13 protein-coding genes are annotated in these 19013 nt (G+C 72.0%); 3 read left to right on the forward strand and 10 right to left on the reverse strand.

The window, feature by feature from the left end:
• Positions 1-398 precede the first annotated feature (398 nt).
• Together IEZ27_RS42630 and IEZ27_RS42635 are read right to left on the reverse strand one after the other, a co-directional pair.
• Positions 399-1268, reverse strand: coding sequence for an acyl-CoA thioesterase (locus tag IEZ27_RS42630; protein ID WP_189652464.1), 870 nt, complete (start codon positions 1266-1268; stop codon positions 399-401).
• Positions 1269-1424: 156 nt separating this feature from the next.
• Positions 1425-3458, reverse strand: coding sequence for an ATP-dependent DNA helicase UvrD2 (locus tag IEZ27_RS42635; protein WP_308427349.1), 2034 nt, complete (start codon positions 3456-3458; stop codon positions 1425-1427).
• Positions 3459-3614: 156 nt separating this feature from the next.
• On the opposite strand from IEZ27_RS42635, the gene IEZ27_RS42640 reads away from it, so the two are divergent.
• Positions 3615-4511, forward strand: coding sequence for an alpha/beta hydrolase (locus tag IEZ27_RS42640; RefSeq protein WP_229824834.1), 897 nt, complete (start codon positions 3615-3617; stop codon positions 4509-4511).
• 85 nt (positions 4512-4596) lie between these two features.
• A complete protein-coding gene (locus tag IEZ27_RS42645; protein WP_125636819.1) occupies positions 4597-4845 on the forward strand; it encodes a mycoredoxin in 249 nt (82 codons plus the stop codon).
• On the opposite strand, the gene nudC is transcribed toward IEZ27_RS42645, so the two are convergent.
• From nudC to IEZ27_RS42660, 3 genes are all read right to left on the reverse strand, one after another.
• Positions 4846-5820, reverse strand: a complete 975-nt coding sequence (gene nudC, locus IEZ27_RS42650; RefSeq protein WP_189652467.1) for an NAD(+) diphosphatase — start codon at positions 5818-5820, stop codon at positions 4846-4848.
• A 71-nt stretch (positions 5821-5891) separates the two neighbouring features.
• Positions 5892-9152, reverse strand: coding sequence for an ATP-dependent helicase (locus IEZ27_RS42655; protein ID WP_189652468.1), 3261 nt, complete (start codon positions 9150-9152; stop codon positions 5892-5894).
• The gene (locus IEZ27_RS42660; protein WP_189652469.1) at positions 9146-12322 is read right to left on the reverse strand and encodes an ATP-dependent helicase; all 3177 of its coding nucleotides are present in this window, start codon (positions 12320-12322) and stop codon (positions 9146-9148) included. The genes IEZ27_RS42655 and IEZ27_RS42660 overlap by 7 nt, the downstream gene beginning before the upstream one ends.
• Before the next feature lie 300 nt (positions 12323-12622).
• Here IEZ27_RS42660 and IEZ27_RS42665 point away from each other — a divergent pair, with 300 nt between their 5' ends.
• The gene (locus IEZ27_RS42665) at positions 12623-13222 is read left to right on the forward strand and encodes an NUDIX hydrolase (RefSeq protein WP_189652470.1); all 600 of its coding nucleotides are present in this window, start codon (positions 12623-12625) and stop codon (positions 13220-13222) included.
• A 22-nt stretch (positions 13223-13244) separates the two neighbouring features.
• Here the strand turns inward: IEZ27_RS42665 and IEZ27_RS42670 are convergent, their stop codons facing one another.
• From IEZ27_RS42670 to IEZ27_RS42690, 5 genes are all read right to left on the reverse strand, one after another.
• The gene (locus tag IEZ27_RS42670) at positions 13245-15992 is read right to left on the reverse strand and encodes a CDP-glycerol glycerophosphotransferase family protein (protein ID WP_189652471.1); all 2748 of its coding nucleotides are present in this window, start codon (positions 15990-15992) and stop codon (positions 13245-13247) included.
• Positions 15993-16201: 209 nt separating this feature from the next.
• Positions 16202-16516: an MGMT family protein gene (locus IEZ27_RS42675; RefSeq protein WP_125636813.1), complete on the reverse strand. Its 315-nt coding sequence runs from the start codon at positions 16514-16516 to the stop codon at positions 16202-16204.
• Positions 16504-16863, reverse strand: coding sequence for a hypothetical protein (locus tag IEZ27_RS42680; protein ID WP_125636812.1), 360 nt, complete (start codon positions 16861-16863; stop codon positions 16504-16506). Before IEZ27_RS42680 ends, IEZ27_RS42675 begins: the two co-directional genes overlap by 13 nt.
• A 56-nt stretch (positions 16864-16919) precedes the next feature.
• Positions 16920-18089, reverse strand: coding sequence for a S8 family serine peptidase (locus tag IEZ27_RS42685; protein WP_229824835.1), 1170 nt, complete (start codon positions 18087-18089; stop codon positions 16920-16922).
• Positions 18065-18964, reverse strand: a complete 900-nt coding sequence (locus IEZ27_RS42690; protein ID WP_229824836.1) for a hypothetical protein — start codon at positions 18962-18964, stop codon at positions 18065-18067. Before IEZ27_RS42690 ends, IEZ27_RS42685 begins: the two co-directional genes overlap by 25 nt.
• Positions 18965-19013: the final 49 nt, after the last annotated feature.

A 19013-nucleotide genomic window follows, 5' to 3' on the forward strand; every position in this document is an offset into this window, starting at 1 on the left:
CGGGACAGCGATACCTGCGCCATAGACAGGAGCGCCTTGCGGAACGGCGACAGCCACGTGGGCTCGCGCACGGAAGGCGGCGGCCTGGATACGGGCAGACTTCTCCCGCCGCAGCTTGGCCGGCCCATCAGCGAGCCTCACCGAGTCACGGCATGCGGAAGCGAGCCACTGCGTGGTCGTCATCTTGATGCTCATCACCGGGGCTCACCTCCACTCATCAGATCGTCGGAAACAGGAGTGTCCGACTCGCTTGTCCATGACCCTAAACCGGGAAGCCGGGAAGGGGCAACATATTTTCTACCTGCGATTTTGTGACACAACTACGCTCAAGCAGCGACAGTCACACAGCGTCTGCGACGGCGCCTGTGACAGCTCACGTGACGGCGTCCGTAGCGGTGCTACTTCGCCACGCGGATCATCGCCTCCTGGACGACGGAGACGACCAGCTCGCCCGACGCGGTGAACATCTCGCCGCGCGCGAGCCCCCGAGCGCCCGCCGACCACGGCGCCTCCTGGGCGTACAGGAGCCAGTCGTCGGCCCTGAACGGGCGGTGGAACCACATCGCGTGGTCCAGGGAGGCGCCGATGACGTTCGAGGCTCCCCAGGCCATCCCGTGGGCCAGCAGGATCGTGTCCACGAGCGTGAAGTCCGACGCGTACGCGGCCAGCACGACGTGCAGCAGCGGGTCGTCGGGCAGGTCGGCGTCGTAGCGGAACCACACGTTGGTCTGGGCGCTGCGCAGCTCGGGGTTCAGGTGCGCCTCCCACGTCAGCGGCGAGACGTAGCGCGCGTCCACGGGTCGCGGGCGCGAGAGCCATTCCCGCAGCTCGGGGTGGTCGCCCAGCACCTCCGACATCCTGTTCTGGAACGTCGGCAGCGTCTCGGGGGCGGGCACGACGGGCGCCACCGACGCCTGGTGCTCCACGCCCTCCTCGAAGATGTGGAACGAGGCCGACATCGTGAAGATCGCCTTGCCGTGCTGGACGGCGACGATCCTGCGCGTGGTGAACGAACGGCCGTCGCGCAGGCGCTCGACGTTGTAGACGATGGGGATCGACGGGTCGCCCGGCCTGATGAAGTAGGCGTGCAGGGAGTGGACGTGCCGGTCCTTGGGGACGGTGCGGCCGGCCGCCACGAGGGCCTGCGCCGCCACCTGGCCGCCGAAGACGCGCTGGATGCGTTCCTCCGGGCTTCTCCCCCGGAAGATGTCCAGCTCGATCTGCTCAAGGTCGAGCAGATCGAGCAGCTCTTTCAGCGCCTCGTTCACAGGGCCCCCTCACAGACGAATATTCCATGGACAAGTCTGACGTGCCACGCTTGTTCCCCCAAACCCGCCCTGCGTTGGCGGAATGCTCCCATCTCGCTGTTTCGCCCGGTGGAGAAGGAACTCACGCGCGCGGGGACCGGCCGTACGTGAGGGATCTCACCCGCGGCACAGGGCCAGGACGGCCTCGCCGTAGCGGTCGACCTTGACCCGGCCGATGCCGGCGATCGACAGCAGCTCCTGTTCGGTGGCCGGCGCACGTTCGGCGATGGCCTGCAGCGTGACGTCGGTGAAGACGACGTACGGCGGGATCTTGGCCTCCTTGGCGGTGGCCGTACGCCAGGACTTGAGGCGTTCGAGCAGGGCCTCGTCGTACTCCGCGGGACAGGTCGCGCAGCGGCCGAGTTTCTGCTCCGTCGCGGCCACCAGCGTCTTGGCGCAGACGCGGCAGCTCACCGGCGCGGCGACCTTGCGGCGCTCGCCGGCCGGGGTCGTCACGCGCGGGGGCGTCGAGGCGCGGCCGGTCAGCCCGTCGAGGAAACGCGAGGGCCGGCGGCCCTTGCGCCCGCCGGGCGCGCGGGCGAGCGCCCAGGACAGCGACAGGTGCTCGCGGGCGCGGGTGACGCCCACGTAGAGCAGGCGGCGTTCCTCCTCGATCTGTTCCGGGGTCTCGGCGTAGATGATCGGCAGCATGCCGTCGGTGAGGCCGACGAGGAACACCGCGTCCCATTCCAGGCCCTTGGCGGCGTGCAGCGAGGCGAGCGTGACGCCCTCCACCGGCGGCGCGTGCTGCTCGGAGGCGCGGCGTTCCAGCTCGGCGACGTACGCGGGCAGGTCGGCGCCCTCGGCGGCCATGTCCTCGGCCAGGTCGGCCAGCGCCTTCAGCGACTCCCACTTCTCCCTCGCCTTGCCGCCGCCGGGCGGGTTGGGGGTCAGGCCGACCCCGGACAGGATGTGGTGCACCTCCGAGGCCAGCGGCTCGCCCGCGGCCGACCGGGCGGCGCCGCGCAGCAGCACGACCGCCTGCCGCACCTCGGGACGCTCGAAGAAGCGCTCGGCGCCGCGCAGCACGTACGGGATCTCGGCCTTGGACAGGGCCTCCTCGTACGACTCCGACTGGGAGTTGACCCGGAACAGCACGGCGATCTCGCGCGAGAGCACGCCCTTGTCCAGCAGCTTCCTGATCGCCCGCGCCACGCCCGCGGCCTCGGCGGGCTCGTCGTCGTAGTCGGAGAAGACCGGGTTGGGGCCGTCGGGGCGCTGGGCGATGAGTTCGAGGCGGTTGGGGGACTTGGACTTGGCGATGACCAGGTTGGCCAGGTTCACGACCTGGGGGGTGGAACGGTAGTCGCGCACCAGTTTGATGACGGCGGCGCTCGGGTGCTCGACCGCGAAGTTGGTGAGGTAGCGGGGGCTCGCGCCGGTGAAGGAGTAGATGGTCTGGTTGGGGTCGCCGACCACGCAGATGTCGTCGCGTCCGCCGAGCCAGGTGTCGAGCAGGAGCTTCTGCAGCGGGTTGACGTCCTGGAACTCGTCCACGACGAAGTAGCGGTACTGCTGGCGGATCTGGGCCGCGACCTCCTGGTGCTCGGTCATCACGGCGGCGGTCAGCTCAAGGATGGTCTCGAAGTCGACCAGGTGGCGTTCGCGCCTGACGCGCTCGTACGCGTCGTAGAGCCGGGCCACCTCCTCCGGGGAGCCAGGTGGGGTGCGGTGGTGCTTGGCGGCGGCGGCCACGTAGTCTTCGGGGCCGATCTGGGAGACCTTGGCCCATTCGACCTCGGCCGCGATGTCCCGCAGCTCGGACCGGTCGGGATTTTTCCGGATCTGGCGGCAGGCTTCGATCAGCACCGGCAACTTCGACTCGATGACCGAAGGGGCCTCGCCGCCGATCACCCGGGGCCAGAAGTAGGTGAGCTGGCGCAGCGCGGCCGCGTGGAACGTACGGGCCTGGACGCCCGGAGCCCCCAGCGCGCGCAACCGCTGCCGCAGTTCCCCCGCCGCCCGCGTGGTGAACGTCACCGCCAGCACGCTGGACGCGTCGACCACCCCGCTGCGCACCGCGTGGGCGATGCGGTGGGTGATCGCCCTGGTCTTGCCCGTGCCCGCGCCCGCGAGCACGCATACGGGGCCGCGCACCGCCTCGGCGACCGCCCGCTGCTCGGGGTCGAGGCCGCTCAGGACGTCATCCACGCTGTTCACCCGATCTTCCTCTCCCACCAAGTGGCGCCGAAGCACTTTATTCTGGCAACATGCGGCCCGACGTATGTTCATAGTCACCGAGATGCAAAGAACTGGTCTCTTCCCCCACAATGGGGCCGACCATGCTGCATGGGGGAAAGGAAGGCCGTGCGAACAGCGGTTTCCGTGAGCGCGCTCGTGCTCGCTGCCGTGGCGCTCACACCCTCTGTCGCGCTCGCGGCCGAGCCGCCGGTCCCCGTGGTGACGAATCCCACAGACCCCGACGGTCTCGGCGGCCTGGCCACGGAGACCCTTTCGTACGGTTCGCAGCAGCACCAGGACATGGACGTCTGGTGGACGCCCGACGGCCAGAAGCGGCCCGGCGTCTTCCTGATCCACGGCGGCTGGTGGTCGGGCGGCGACAAGAAGTACATGAAGGAGATCACCCGCAGCTACGCCGACCTCGGGTACACGGTCTTCAACATCAACTACCGCCTCTCCGGCGCGGCCCCCTGGCCGGCGCAGCGCACCGACGCGCTGACCGCCATCGCCACGGCCCGCAAGCACGCCGACCGGTGGTCCTTCGACGCCGGCAAGTACGTCGTCGTCGGTTTCTCGGCCGGCGGGCACATCGCCGCCTCGGTCGGCACGTACGGCAACGGCATCGCCGGGCTGAAGGGCGTGGTCGGGCTCTCGCCGATCATCTCGCCGCTGCGGGCGTACTCCGACGGCGAGAAGACCGCCAACCTGGACAAGCGCAAGCTGCGCGAGGCCGCCATCCGGCTGGCCGGCGGCTGCGAGCCCAAGGGCAAGTGCTCGCGCATCTGGGCGAGCATGGAGGTCGCCTGGCACGCCAGCGCCAAGGACGCGCCCATGCTGACCGTCCACTCCGAGGACGAGTTCGTGCCGCCGACGCAGAGCCAGTTGCTCAAGCAGATGCTCGGCCAGGTGGGCGTGCCGATGACGATCATGACCGCCCCGGGCACCAACCACAGCGCCCCGCTCTACCGGGAGCCGGGCGTGGCCGAGCGGGTGCAGGCGTGGATCGCCGAGCGAATCGGCTAGTGGCCCTCGGGTAGGGATTAAGCGGGCGCCTCCACGTTGTTGCACCGAGCGCCTGATTTTCCTGACCTTGGAGGGACAACCCGACATGGCGCTCACGGTCTACAGCACTACCTGGTGTGGCCCCTGCAAGCGGCTGAAGTCGCAACTCGCCCGCGAGGGCATCAGCTTCAAAGAGATCGACATCGAGCGCGACCCCGCCGCCGCCGAGTTCGTCATGAGCGTCAACAACGGCAACCAGACCGTGCCGACCGTGGTGATCGAGACCTCCCACGGCCGGATCGTCCGGACCAACCCCTCCGCTCGCGAGGTCAAGGCCCTGCTCGAAGCGGCCTGATCACCAGTCGCCGGTGAGCTCGCCGCCGTACCACGTCTCGATCAGGCGGCGGGCTATCGACACCGGGGGCGGCAGGCGCAGCGTGCCCTCCCGAAGCGCGGCCAGCAGCTCCTCGCGGGAGAACCAGCGTGCCTCGGCGATCTCCTCGGCGTCGGGGATCAGCGTGGTCGTGGTGGCGTCGGCGAAGAAGCCGAGCATGAGGCTGCGCGGGAACGGCCAGGGCTGGCTGCCCAGGTAGCGCGGGTTGACGACGGTGACGCCAACCTCTTCGGCGACCTCGCGGACCACCGCGTACTCAAGGGACTCGCCCGGCTCCACGAACCCCGCCAGGATCGACAACCGTCCCTCCGGCCACTGCGGGCCGCGGGCCAGCAGGCAGCGGTCGTCCTCGTCGCGGACCAGCATGATCACTGCCGGGTCGACACGCGGGAAGTGCTGGCTGGAGTCCTGTGGGCAGACCCGGACGTGGCCGCCGGCGCGCACCTGCGTGCGGGTGCCGCAGCGGGGGCAGAACTCGTGGGAGGCGTGCCAGGCCTCCAGGGCCACCGCGTAGACCAGCAGGCCCGCGTCGCGGTCGCCGAGCAGGCCGCCCACCTGGCGCAGCCCGGCCGGCACCGGACGGCCCTCCGGCGTGTCACGCAGGCTCATCGGCATCGTCACGCGGCCGTTGAGGTCTCCGACCGGCGCGCCGGGCAGCGGCGCGGCCACCGCGAAGTAGGCCGTGCCGTCCTCGACGCCGAGCAGGTAGCGCTCACCCGGCGGCGCCTGCGCGGGCGTGTAGAGCACCGCGTGCACCTCGTCCCCGGACCGCCGCACGAGAGTGTGGCCGTCGTCGATCACCAGCACCCTGGTGTCGGGGTCGGCCCATGCCTTCTCCAGCCAGCGTTCGTCGGTACGCAGCGCCGACGATCTGTCGATGGTCCCCCGTGCCAGGAGCAGTGGGCCGATGAGTTGCTCTTCCGCGGTGTTGTGCACAGGCCGCCCCTTCCCCAAGTCCTTGTCATCCTATGACCTCGTGCTTAGCCGCCGATTACGGTGTCGCGGCGCTACGACTCCGCGGCCGGCACCGCCTCGACGAGCGCGACCAGCCCGTCGGCGTCAAGCAGGTCGACCGGGCGTACGGTCCTGTTGGCGCGTACGTAGTGGAAGGCCGCGCTCACCTTCTCCAGCGGCACCCCCGCCAGGTGCGACCACGCCAGCCGGTACGCGGCGAGCTGCACGGACGCCGTCCTGGCCGCCTTCCCCCTGGGCGGTACGCCGGTCTTCCAGTCGACGACCTCGTAACCGCCGTCGGGCCGCTCGAACACGGCGTCCATCCGCCCGCGCACCAGCCGGTCGGCGATCATGGTCTCGAACGGCACCTCCAGGTCGACCGGCCGCCGGTCGGCCCACTCGCTCTCCTCGAACCGCTCCTGCAGCTCGGCCAGCCGCACGTCGGCCTCCTCCGGCTCGTCCAGCGGGTTGAGCTCGAAGTCGTCGATCAGCCGCTGCTGGTCCCAGCGGCTCTCCAGCCACTTGTGGAACGACGTGCCGCGGCGGGCGAGCGGCGCGGGCTTGCGCGGGACCGGACGGCGGATCCTGCGGGCCAGCTCGCGGGGATCGGTGGCCAGCGTGACCAGCGACGAGACGGTCAGCTTGGACGGCAGCTCGACGGTGGTGGCGGGCCTGCGCCGGTTGAGCTCGCGCTCGCGCAGCAGCAGGTCGGTGTCGCGGTCCCAGGCGCGCAGGCGTTCCTCCTCGAACGAGCGCAGCGGCTCGTCGTCCTCCTCGGCGAGGTTGCCGGCCAGGGCGTCCTCGACCAGCCTGGCCCCGTCGAGCACGGACTCGTAGCGCAGGCCCTCGGGGGTGACCGGCCAGATGGCCTCGGCGGGCTCGGCGAGCAGCGGGTTCGTGGCGCCCTCGGCGACGTCGTCGGCCCAGTGGGACACCCGGTCGGCCTGGTCGCGGATCTCCAGCAGGAACTCCGACGGCTCCAGCGGCTTGGTGGCGGTGCCCCAGCGGTAGCCGGAGGCGATGAGGTGGTAGTGGGCGCGGGTGACCGCCACGTACGCCAGCCGCCGCTCCTCCATCAGGTCGCGCTCGCGGCACTGCTCGTCGAAGGCGGCCAGCTCGTCCTTGCTCAGCCCGCCCAGCCGGGGCAGGTCGGCGGCGTCGCCGCGCAGCGGGTAGGGCAGTTTGCGCGGGTTGTCGGTCCAGCGGCTGTTCATCACCGGCGTGGCGGGGAACACGCTGCCCGTCGCGATCGTGCCCTTGGAGCTGACGAGCTGCGACAGGCCGGGCACGACCACGATCGGCCACTCCAGGCCCTTGGAGGCGTGGACGGTCATCAGCTTGACGCTGTTGCTCTCACCGACCCGGCCCGCCTCCAGCCCGAACTCCTCGCTCTCGGCCGCCTGGAGATAGGCCAGGAACGCGCCCAGCGTCGGATCCTCGGCGTCGCCGGCGAACCTGGACGCCGCGTCGATGAAGGCGTCGAGGTCGGCCCGCGCGGCGAACGCCCCGGCCGTGCCGCTGCGGGCGGCCACCTCGATGTCGAGGCCGAGCCGGCGTTCGACCTCGGTGACCAGGTCGGGCAGCGGCTGGGCGGTGTGGCCGCGCAGGTGGCGCAGCTCCTGGGCGAGCGCGACCAGCCGCGTACGGGCCAGCGGCGAGAACGACTCCAGCCACTCGGCCCGGTCGGGCAGCTCGTCGAGCGCGTCGACCAGGCTGCCCCTCTCCTCGGCCAGGTCGGCGACCACCTGGTCGAGCGGGTCGTCGGCCCGGTGGCTGTCGCTCAGCTCGCGGGCCAGCTCTCTGGCGTACTCCCCCAGCACCCGCAGGTCGGCCGGCCCGATCCGCCAGCGCGGCCCGGCCAGCAGCCTGGCCAGCGCGTCGCCGGCGGTCGCGTCGTAGAGCACGCGCAGGGTCGCCACGATGTCGTTGACCTCGGGCACGGTCAGCAGGCCGCCCAGGCCGACCACCTCGACCGGGATGTCACGGTCTTCCAGCGCCTTGCGCAACGCGGGGAACTGCGAACGTTTGCGGGCCAGGATCGCGACGTCCTGGGGCTGGACGGCGAGCGTCTTCTTGCGCTCCTTCTCGCCCCACGGCAGGCCGTCGGGCGCGCTCTCCTGGCCGAGGATCCGGGCGACGCCGTCGGCGATCCACCTGGCTTCGTCCTCGGCGGTCTCGTGGAAGGCGCAGGTGACGCGGCCCCGGTCGATCCGGTTGGGCCCCGGCACCAGGACGGGGACCTCGCGGGCCTCCATGCGCAGCGGGAGCTGGACGCGGGCGGCGACGTCGAGCACCCGGTCGCCGTTGCGGAAGCTGACGCTGAGCTGGCGGACCGGAGCCTCCTCGCCGGCGCGGGTGCGGAAGTCGCGGGGGAAACGGCGCAGGTTGCCCGCGGAGGCGCCGCGCCAGCCGTAGATGGACTGGCAGGGGTCGCCCACGGCGGTGACCGGATGGCCGCCGCCGTAGAGGGAGCGCAGCAGGACGAGCTGGGCGTGGCTGGTGTCCTGGTATTCGTCGAGCAGGACCACCGAGTACCGCGACCGTTCGATCTCGCCCACTTCCTTGTGGTTGGCGGCGATCCGGGCGGCCAGCGACATCTGGTCGCCGTAGTCGATGACCTCGCGCCGGCGCTTGAGCCGTTCGTACGCCTCCACCAGCGGCAGCAACTGCTCCCTGGCCGTCTGGACGCCGACCGGCTTGCGCTGGGCGACCGTCGTACGGCCGGGCAGCGCGGCCAGCCGGGCCTCCAGCCAGTCGCCCATCCGCCGTACGTCGCCGGGGGTGCGCAGGTGCTCCGACAGCTCGCCGGCGAGTTCGAGCAGGGCGGCCGTGACCGACGGCGGGCCCAGCTCGATCTTGTCCATCGGGCCGTCGTACAGGGCCACCACCCGCGAGGCGAGCTGCCACGACACCGCCGGGGTGACCAGGCGCATGGTGGGTTCGAGCGCCTCACGCAGGGCGTGGTCGGTGACCAGGCGGGCGGCGTAGGCGTGGTAGGTGGAGACGGTCGGCTCGTTGTCGAGCGCGCCCGGCGCGACCAGGCCGGCCTCGGCGAGCCCGGCCAGGCGTTCCCTGACCCGGACGGCCAGCTCGGCGGCGGCCTTGCGGGTGAACGTCAGGCCGAGCACGTTCTCCGGTTTGACCAGGCCGTTGGCCACCAGCCAGACCACGCGGCCGGCCATCGTCTCGCTCTTGCCCGAGCCCGCGCCCGCCATGACGACCATCGGTTCGAGCGGGGCCTCGATGACCGTCGCCTGCTCGCCCGTCGGCGGCAGGATGCCGAGCTTGTCGGCCAGTTCGACCGGGTTCAGCACACCTGGCCCCCGTTGTCGTTGACCGGGCAGCTCGCCCGCGCCGCGCACGTGCGGCAGCCGTCGTTCACCTTGGCCTGGAAGAACGGGCCGGACATGCCCGTCGCGACGGTGTCGACCAGGTCGGCGGCCCAGCCGGGGTTCTTGTCGTCGGCCAGCGCGCCCTGGCTCTGCTCGGTGGCGGCGTTCTTGCCGGCCGCCTTGCCGAGCTGGACCAGCGCGGCGCCGCCGGGCTCGGTCATGCCGTGCCTGGCGAACGCGCCCAGCAGTGCGGCGAGCTGGTAGACGCCGAGCTGCGGATGCCGGTCGAGCTCGCCCGCCTTCGGTTTGGAGCCGCCGGTCTTGAGGTCGATGATCACCGCCCGGCCGTCGTCGTCCCGCTCGACGCGGTCGACCCGGCCCTTGATCTGCACGCCCTCGGTGACCATGGCGACGAACGACTCCTCGATGGCGACCAGCTCGCGCGGGTTGTCCTTCTGCCAGCGCAGGAACTTGCCGATCATCTGCTCGGCGACCTGACGCTGCTTGCGGTTGTACCAGACGCCGCCGAAGTCGAGCTCGTTCCAGACCTGGTCGAGCCGCTCGCCCAGCAGGTCTTCGCTGGGCAGGTCGGTGGCGGCCAGCATGGCGAGGGCGTGGATGACGTTGCCGAGGCCCTGGGCGGTGCTGGTGCCCGCGGCGCCGACCGCCGTCTCCAGCAGCCAGCGCAGGCCGCACTTGGTGAAGCTCTCGACCGCGGACGGGGAGATGTTGACGATGTCGTCCGGCCAGCTCAGCGGGCGGTCGTCGGTGATGGGGGTGAGGGCGTACCAGTCGTTGGGGTGGGCGCCCTGGACCCCGGCGGCGGCCAGGCGGGCGAGCTGCCGCGCGGCACGGTGGCGTACCTTGGCCGGCCTGGTCGGGTCGGTCACCGCGCTGCGGAGGTCGGCGACCAGCGCCGACATGGTCAGCCAGCGCGCCCGGTCGTCGACCGTCGCCGACTCGACCTCGCCCGGCATCAGCTCCGACAGGAACCGGGAGGGCCGCTCGTCGGTGTCCTCGCCGCCCACCGCCGTGACCACCAGCCTGCGCCGGGCCCGGGTGGCGGCGACGTAGAACAGCCTGCGTTCCTCGGCCAGCAGCTTGGAGGCCAGCGACGCGGCGCTCGGCTCGGCCCCCTCGACCACCTCGACCAGGTCGTCGGCGCCCAGCAGCGACCCGCGCAGCCGCAGGTCCGGCCAGACCCCCTCCTGTACGCCCGCCACCACCACGATGTCCCATTCGAGGCCCTTGGAGCGGTGGGCCGTCAGCACCCGCACCGCGTCGCCGTCGGGCGCGCGGTCGGCCAGCGTGTCGCCCGGGATCTCCTGGGCGGCCAGGTTGTCCAGGAACACCTCGGGGCCCGCCTTGGGCATGCGGTCGACGAACTTGGCCGCGTGGTCGAACAGCGCCACCACCGCGTCGAGGTCGCGGTCGGCCTGCGCGCCGCGGATGCCGCCGGACAGGCTCTGGTCGGTCCAGCGCCCGGCCAGGCCGCTGGAGTGCCAGACCGCCCACAGGAGGTCTTCCGCGGTGCCCTCCTGGGCCGCGGCCTCGCGGGCGACGGCGAGCAGCTTGGCGACGCGTTCGGCGGGGAGTGCGACGTGCGGCTCGACGCGGGTGAGCTCCCGCGCGTCCTGGACGGCCGCCACCAGCAGCTCGCCGGACGACCGCGCCTCCCCCGGCCCGCGCCCCGCAGGCTCCTCGTCCGGCTCCCCGGCGGGCGGCGGGTCGTCCTCGGCGGACGTCGCGGCGACGGCCTCGTTCTCGGCGATCTTGAGGGCCCGGCGGAGGCGGCGTACGCCGATCATGTCCGTGCCCCCGAGCGGGCCCGTCAGCAGCTCCTCGGCCACCCCCTCGTCGAGCTGGGCCGGGTCGAGCGCCACCCGCAACATCGTGAGCAGCGGCCGCACCCCCGGCTCCTGGGCGATCGGCACCTCGTCACCGGCGATCATCGTCGGCACCCCGGCGTTGACCAGCGCCCGCCGCAGCAGCGGCACCTGGCGCTTGGCCGAACGCACCAGCACCGCCATGCGGTGCCACGGCACCCCCTCGATCAGGTGGGCGCGCCGGAGCGTGTCGGCGACGATCGCCGCCTCCTGGCTGGTGCTGTCGGCCAGCAGGACCCGCGCGTCGCCGGGGACGGCGTCGGGCAGCGGGACCAGGTCGCGGTGGCCGTGGCGCTGGTCGTGGTCGGGGGCCGGGGCGATCGGCAGGCGGGCGGCGACCCGGCGGGTGGCCTCCAGCAGGTCGGCCCCGCTCCGGCGGCAGACGCGCAGCGCCAGCACCGGCGCCTCCCGCCCGCCGAGCGTCCTGAAGCGCTCGGGGAACTGCATGATCCCGTGGACGTCGGCGCCCCGGAACCCGTAGATCGACTGGTCGGGGTCGCCCACCGCGACCAGGTCGCGCCCGTCGCCGGCGAGCTGGGTGAGCAGGTACTCCTGCGCCGGGTCGGTGTCCTGGTACTCGTCCACGAACACCACGTCGTGCGCGGCCCGCTCGCGTTCGCGCACCTCGGGCCTGGTCAGCAGCGCCGAGGCGGCTCCGATCAGCTCGGCGTAGTCGTAGGTCTCCTCGGGGTCGAGGTCGAACCGGTCCTGGTAGCGCTCGTAGAACCGGCCGGTGGCGATCCAGTCGCTCCTGCCGTGTCGCCGGCCGAGCGCGATCAGCCGCTCGCCGTCGAGGCCGCGCTCGGCGGCCCTGGACAGGAAGTCGCGCACCTCCTCGGCGAACCCGCGGGTCTTGAGCGCCTCGCGCAGCGACTGCGGCCAGTCGAGCGCGCCGTTCTCCAGCTCGCCGTGGAGCAGCCGCCGGATCTCCAGCAACTGCTCGGGGCCGGTCAGCAGGCGCGGCGGCGCCTTGCCCTCCAGCACGGACTCGCGGCGCAGCAGCGCGTAGGCGTAGGAGTGGAAGGTCAGCGCCAGGGGCGAGCGGGTGGTGCGCCGCAGCCGGCCGGTGACGCGCTGACGCAGCTCCTCGGCGGCCTTGCGGCTGAAGGTGAGGATGAGCACCCGCTCGGGGTCGACCCCGCGCCGTTCGATACGCTCGACCACGCTCTCGACGATCGTCGTCGTCTTGCCCGTGCCCGGGCCCGCGAGGACGAGGAGGGGGCCGCTCCGGTGCTCGACCACGGCACGCTGGTGTTCATCCAGCACAGGAGGCCCAACAGGGCTCCCGCTGCCACGCCGCACCAACCGCCAGGTCTGACCACTCACAGCACTAGATTCCACCAGACCACAGGGACAGATCGTGCCGTCTTGCCCGGTCTCCCGTGCGATCCGCCCACCGTATCGAGGCAAATATCCGAATATCGTGCGACACGCCGGGCCGGATGTTCGCCGTCGGCGTTCCGCCGCCCCCAGGAGCGGTAAGGATCAGTACGATTCCCGCCCGTACGGAGAGTGGGCTCCTGTAACGTTGGGTTGATACCCGTGCCTCTGTTGGGGGTTGGTCACATGCGCTGGCAGGTCCACTCCGAAACGTCGCTCTACGCCGACCAGTGGCTGGACATCCGGATCGCGGATGTGGAGCTGCCCGACGGGCGCCATCTCGATCATCGGCTCGTCCGCACCGCGCCGGGTGCGGGCGCCGTCGTCACCGACGACCAGGACAGGGTGCTGCTCATCTGGCGCCACCGCTTCATCACCGACAGCTGGGGCTGGGAGATCCCGATCGGCCAGGTCGACGAGGGCGAGATGCCGATGGTCGCGGCCGCCCGGGAGGTCGAGGAGGAGACCGGATGGCGCCCCGGGCCGCTGCGCCCGCTGCTGTCCATCCAGCCCACCAACGGCTTCACCGACAGCCTCAACCACGTCTACCGCGCCGACTCGGCCACCCACATCGGCCCGCCCACCGACCCGTGGGAGGCCGAGCGGATCGAGTGGGTGCACCTGTCGGGCATCCGGCGCCTGGTCGACGCCGGCGAGATCGTGTGCGGCACGACGCTGTCCGTGCTGCTCTACCTGCTCGTGGAGCGGCCTCCCGCCGCGCCGCGCCCCTTCGGGTACGACCCCGCCAAGCCCTTCCTGCTGTCGGACCTGCCGATCGACCGCTGAGCCCCGCTCGGGAGAGCAGGGCTCAGGAGAACAGGTGGTCGACCACGCGGGCCGTCGCCTTGCCGTCGTCCTTGGGCGCGAACGTGGCGCGGAACGCCTCGTAGCGGTCGGCGTGCGCGGCGGCCACCTCGTCGATGGAACGCAGCGCGTCGATCACCTCCGCCGACGTCGGCAACACCGGACCGGGCGCCTGCTCGGGCAGGTCGATGTACATCCCCCGCTTGGAGGCGTACTTCGCCAGGTCGTAGCCGTAGAAGACGATGGGCTTGCCGGTGGCGGCGAAGTCGAACATGACCGAGGAGTAGTCGGTCACGAGGACGTCCGCGACGAGCAGCAGATCGGCCATGTCCGGATAAGTCGTGACGTCGTGAGCGATGTCGGGGACGGCGGGCATGGCCTGCATCGGGTGGGCGCGTACCAGGATCTCGTGGTCGGCTCCCAGGGCCTCGCGGGCCTTGGCCAGGTCGAGTTTGACCATGGCGTTCTTGCGGTCGTAGTCGCGCCAGGTCGGCGCGTAGAGCACCACCCGCTTGCCCTCGACCAGCCCGAGCCGCTCGCGCACCGCGGCGGCCAGGGTCTCGCGCTCGGGCGAGGCGAGCACGTCGTTCCGCGGCAGGCCGCTCTCCAGGATCTCGCCCTTGTAGCCGAAGGCCCTGCGCAGCACGGTGGTGGCCCACGGCGACTGCGACAGCAGCACGTCCCAGCCGCGCACCTCGGCCGCCTGCCGGTGCCAGATCGGCGGCCGGGGATCACGGGCCATGTGGGGCTGGTCGTTGCCGATGCGCTTGGCCGGGGTGCCGTGCCAGGTCTGCAGCACGACCTGGTCCTCGCGGGCGCGGAACCAGGCGGGCAGGAACGAGTTGGTGACGATGTGGCTGGAGCGGGCCAGCGCGGCGTGGTGCTCGCGGCTGCCCGCGCGCACGGCCCGCGCGCCGCCCGGCGGCACGAACGCGGCGTCCTTGACGACCCAGATGTGCTCGCGGTCGTCGCCCCTGCGCAGCCGTTCCTCGTAGATCGCGCGCACGCTGTCGGCGTAGAGCCGGCCGTCGTTGACGACGTAGACGGTCGCGTCGTGCAGCGGCTCGCTGCGCTGGGCCGGGTAGAAGACGCGGCGCAGCACGTGGGTGCCGGCCACGCCCCGCTCGTCGTTGGGGCGCTCCTCCTCGACCGTGATCACCGGCACGTCGAACCGGGTGGAGATCATCCGGTACGCCCGGCTGTCGACCGTACGCGGCTCCTCGTCGAGCCCCGGCAGGGCGGCGTGGTCCATGCGGAACGGCACGATCTCCCCGGACGGGTGCCGGAAGGACATGTTCCACGTACCCGAGGACAACGGTACGGACTCGCCGAAGCGGTCCATCGACGCGGGCGTCACCCGTACGGAGAAGTCGTCGCCAGAACGCTCCATGGGCAGCGAGTACGACAACCCGGACCGGTGGCGCAGCGTCAGCACCCGGGGGCCCGGCGCGTCGGGGTAGTTGCCGCGCAGGACCAGCGTGGAGCCCTCCCAGACCGCGGAGGTGATGGCCGGCCGGATGCGGTGGGCCGAGACCACGACCCGGTCGCGCCGGTCGCCGAGCACGGTGATCTCCCGGTCGCCCACCGGAGTGCGCGTCTCGACCAGGTCGGCGAGCATGACGGAGGCCGCCGGGTCGCCCTTGGGCTCGACCCACAACCGCCGGCCGTCCTTCTCCTGGAGCAGCGCGGGCACGGCGAGGCCGATCAGTACCTCGGTGCCGCCGCCGGACGGCGTGAAGTCGGCGGCGATGCGGTGGCCGCCCAGCCTCGCGTGACCCTTGGTCACCGTGCGGCCGGGCAGGAAGATCTTGAGTTCGAGGCGCTCGTCCTGGACCGACACGCCGGTGAGCTCGGCCCTGTTGGGCTGGAGCACGATCTGCAGCGCGCGGTCGGACGTCCAGACGGGACGCGCCCACCAGCCGGGCCGCAGCTTGAGCCCGGCGGGCCGCTCGGGACGGCCGATGGCCGAGCCGCGCAGCAGGCCGGTCGCCCGCGCGCCCCGGCTCCAGAAGACGATCTCGGCCCGCCACGTCGTCGCGTCGGGCACGCCCGGACGGTGGCGCAACCGCCGCCGTACGGCGTGGACCACGCCCCGCACGGCCCCGCGCCAGCGCAGCGGCCACGGGCTCAGCTCGGCGGAGAAACCGGACCAGTCGTAGTTGCAGCCGGGCTCGCGCGCCCCGTGGGTGGCCTCGGGGGCGAGCACCCGCTTGGTACGCATGCGGATCGGCGGCAACCAGCGCGGCCCGCGCAGCACCACGGTCGCCCGGTTGAACCGGCGGCTGCGCACCGACAACCCCGCCAGGTAGGCGAAGCCGGTGACGCGCAGCCTGCCGTCGACCCACACGATGTCGTCGATGTGGGTCACCGGCACCAGGTCGGCGCGGCGCAGCCGGTAGAGGTCGGGCGGCAGCTCGTCGCGGAAGGGCAGGTCGGCGTACCAGCTCAGGCCCTTGCGGATGCGCTTGGACGGCTCGGCGGCCGCGGTCACGACCTTGACCAGCGTCTCGCCGTCGACCAGCTCGTCGTCGGGCCGGTGCTCGATCAGGTGGGAGATGACGCGGCGGGCGACGGGCAGGTCACGCTTGACCTCCGCGGCCACGCCGGCCAGATAGGGACGAACCAGGGTGAGCAGCTCGCGGCGCCGCGCCGGGCCGCGCTTGACCGCGAGGTCGATGCGCGAGCCCAGAGGCCCGCTGAGCACCTCGGTGTCGAACGCGGCATCGCGGCCGCCGGGCCCGACGGCACGCATGACGGCCTCAAGAGGCTCGCCACGGTCGCAAAGATCATGGACAGCCTTGAGGCGGTCGGCGACCGCGTCGCCGCTGTGGCTCTGGGCTGTGACGCCGGTGGCCATCGGGGAGGCACCGCCTTTCGGGCCGCCTGTCAGTGTTCTGCCCATGGTAATGGGAGTCACATGTCACAGAATCGCCCCAATGGGGAAACCGCAGGTCAGGCCCCTTACTGAAAATCGGCTGAACGCCCGTCCCAGCGCGCCTGACGCATGTCGGCGCGTTCGCCGCGCAGCGGGGTGCCTTCCTCGCGCCAGTGAGTCAGGCATCGTCGCAGGTGGTCGGGGGCGGCGGCGCTCCCGTCCGCGTGCACGACCCGCCACCAGGGAACGCCGCCGCCCCAGGTGGACATCACCTTGCCCACCTGGCGGGGGCCGCCCTCGCCCAGGTATTCGGCGATGTCGCCGTAGGCCATGACCTTGCCGGGCGGGATGCGCTCGACCAGGTCGAGCACGCGTTCGGCGAAGGGGTTCAGGGGGTCCATGCGGCCGGGCCCGCGTCGATGATCTCGTCGAACTTGCCGATCTCCATCGCGGTGCCGCCGGACAGCACCTCGATCACGCCGTCGCGTACGGCGTAGACCTCGCCGTCCTCGCCCACCAGGCGCGCGCCCAGTGCGGCGGACAGCCGCAGGAGCTGGGCCACCTGCCAGTCGGAGCCGGGCTCGCCGACGACCTGGCCCTGCCAGCGCGCCACCGTGTGCCTGCCGCCGCCGTGTCCGGCCACGATCTCCTCAGATCCGCGCAGCTCGAAACCTGCCGGCGCGATGGCCTTCGCCAGCTCCGCGAAGGCGAGTGGCGATTCACGCACCACCCGCAGCTCGTATCCCATGACGCGCGACCATAGCGGATCTTTACCGTCCACGCGGACGAAGTACGAGCGGTTCATCACGACTTGCGTTGATTGAGAACAATGATCGCCCCGCAGAAGGTCACCAGCGCGACCAGCACACCCCCTCCGTACAGCCACAACCGCCACGGATCGGGCCCGGGACGGGTGGGCACCGGGGAGTCCTCGCCCTGGCCGAAGTGCTCCTTCCCGGACGCGGCCACGCTGCGCTGCTGCCCGGTCAGCCGGTCGGCGGCGTTGAGCGCGGCGGCCGCGTCCACCACGCCGAACCCGGTGTTGTCGTCGTAGCCGGCGGCGGGACGGCCGCGCGCGCTGGAGGCGAGCGCCTGGGCCACCTGCTCGGGCGGCAACTGCGGGTACCGCGACTTGATCAGCGCGGCCACCCCGGCCACGAGCGCGGCGGCCGAGCTGGTGCCGTCGGACAACTCGTAGCCCTTGGGACGCTTGACCACGGGCACCTCCACGCCGGGCGCGCCGACGAGGACGGACAGGTTGTCGCTGCTGAACGTGGCCTTCCTGCCCTGCTTGTCGGTCGCCGCGACGCCGATCACCCCCGAGTACCCGGCCGGGAAACTCCAGAACGAGGTGCCCTTCTCCTTGGCGTACGGCGTCTGGCCGTCGTTGCCCACGGCCGCCACCAGCACGACGCCCTTGCCCAGCGCGTACGACACCGCCTCGCGCTCGGACCTGACCGGGCCGTAGGAGCCGATCGACATGCTGACGACCTGGGCGCCGTGGTTGGCCGCGTACCGCAGGGCGCGGGCCAGCGAGCTCTCGGGCGACTGGATGTCCTGGGGCGGCACCAGGTCGAAATCCGGCTCGTCGTCGGTGGCCAGGGGCAGCGACAGGATGCGTGACTCGGGCGCGACGCCGATCAGCCCGTCGTCCGCGCCGGACCCGGCGATCAGCGCGGCCATGGCGGTGCCGTGGCGGCCGGGCCGCACCTCGCGGGCCACCGCGCCCGAGCTCATGTCAGGCCCGGCCGTCACCCGGCCCTTCAGCTCCCTGATCCCGGTGTCCACCGCGCTGTCCACGACGGCGACCGTGACGCCCTTGCCCTTGGTCACGTTCCACGCCTGCTCGACGTTGAGCGCGTCCAGCACCCATTGTTGCTCGTCCCTGACCGGGGAGGCCGTGGGCCCGAGGAGCACGAGCAGCGTGGCCGTGAGCGCCCGTACGGCGGTCAGCACACGTTCCCCTGCGTGCACGGCGGGACCTTGGGGGGATCCGCCAGGAAGTAGGCGATCTGGTTGCCGATGGACTTGGCCGCCGGCCACAGCTCGCTGTGCAGGATCTCCTCCGGCGGGACGGCGGCCCTGGTGCGCCCGTCGGCGTACCCGGCGGTGGAGAAGACGATGTACGGCCCCGCGCCCACCCAGCCGGTGCGCTGGCGCTGCTCGGTGCCGAACCGTTCGGTCACGGTGCCGGGGAAGGCCACGGGCAGCACGCCCACGCGGTCGTCCTGGCCCAGTTGCTCGCTCGCCGACACCCTGGACTCCTCGTCCTTCAGCACGGCCACGCCGACGGTGATCACGAAGGTGGACGTCTGGTCGACGTACGTGGCGCGCAACATCGTGACGCACCCGTGGCTGTCGAGGAGCCCGGCGACGGAGGCGTCCACGGCCTTGCCGCACGCGGTCTCGGGGGCGATGCCGACCCGCCTGGCGTACTGCTGGGCCCGGTCCAGCCCGAGGTACTTGACCTCTTCCGGGAAGACGCCCGTGGCCGGCCACGCCTGCCAGCGCCGGGCGATCTCCTCCTGCTTGTACGTGTTCTGCTCGGCCGGGGTCAGCGGGCGGGAGCGGGTCTCGTTCAGCAACCCGATCGTGCCCAGCAGCACCACGAGGGCCGAGACGGCCACGACGGCGCCGACCAGCGTGACGAAGATGCGCCGAAAGCGGATGCCCTGCTGGAGCGCGACCATCTCGGCGCGTTCCTTGGCCGCGGCGCGCGTCCGGGAGTTGGCCCCCGGCCAGGCGCGCACGCGGGACCGGCGGCCGGTGGACGCCCCGAGCGGGTTGCTCCGTCCCGGTGTGGCCTCGTCGGCGCGCGGTAGCCCTGAGGTCGACCTACGTGCCTTCACCACCTGGCCTCGTTCCCGCGATCGGTCCCTGTCTCATTCGTCCCCGTTA

This window comes from Nonomuraea spiralis (assembly GCF_014648435.1).
In the GTDB taxonomy this organism is placed as follows: Bacteria; Actinomycetota; Actinomycetes; order Streptosporangiales; family Streptosporangiaceae; genus Nonomuraea; species Nonomuraea spiralis.

Coding starts and splice junctions, on each gene's coding strand:
- IEZ27_RS42645 (WP_125636819.1), top strand. CDS start 4,597: ATGGCGCTCACGGTCTACAGCACTACCTGGTGTGGCCCCTGCAAGCGG.
- IEZ27_RS42665 (WP_189652470.1), top strand. CDS start 12,623: ATGCGCTGGCAGGTCCACTCCGAAACGTCGCTCTACGCCGACCAGTGG.
- IEZ27_RS42670 (WP_189652471.1), bottom strand. CDS start 15,992: ATGCGTGCCGTCGGGCCCGGCGGCCGCGATGCCGCGTTCGACACCGAG.
- IEZ27_RS42675 (WP_125636813.1), bottom strand. CDS start 16,516: ATGGACCCCCTGAACCCCTTCGCCGAACGCGTGCTCGACCTGGTCGAG.
- IEZ27_RS42680 (WP_125636812.1), bottom strand. CDS start 16,863: ATGGGATACGAGCTGCGGGTGGTGCGTGAATCGCCACTCGCCTTCGCG.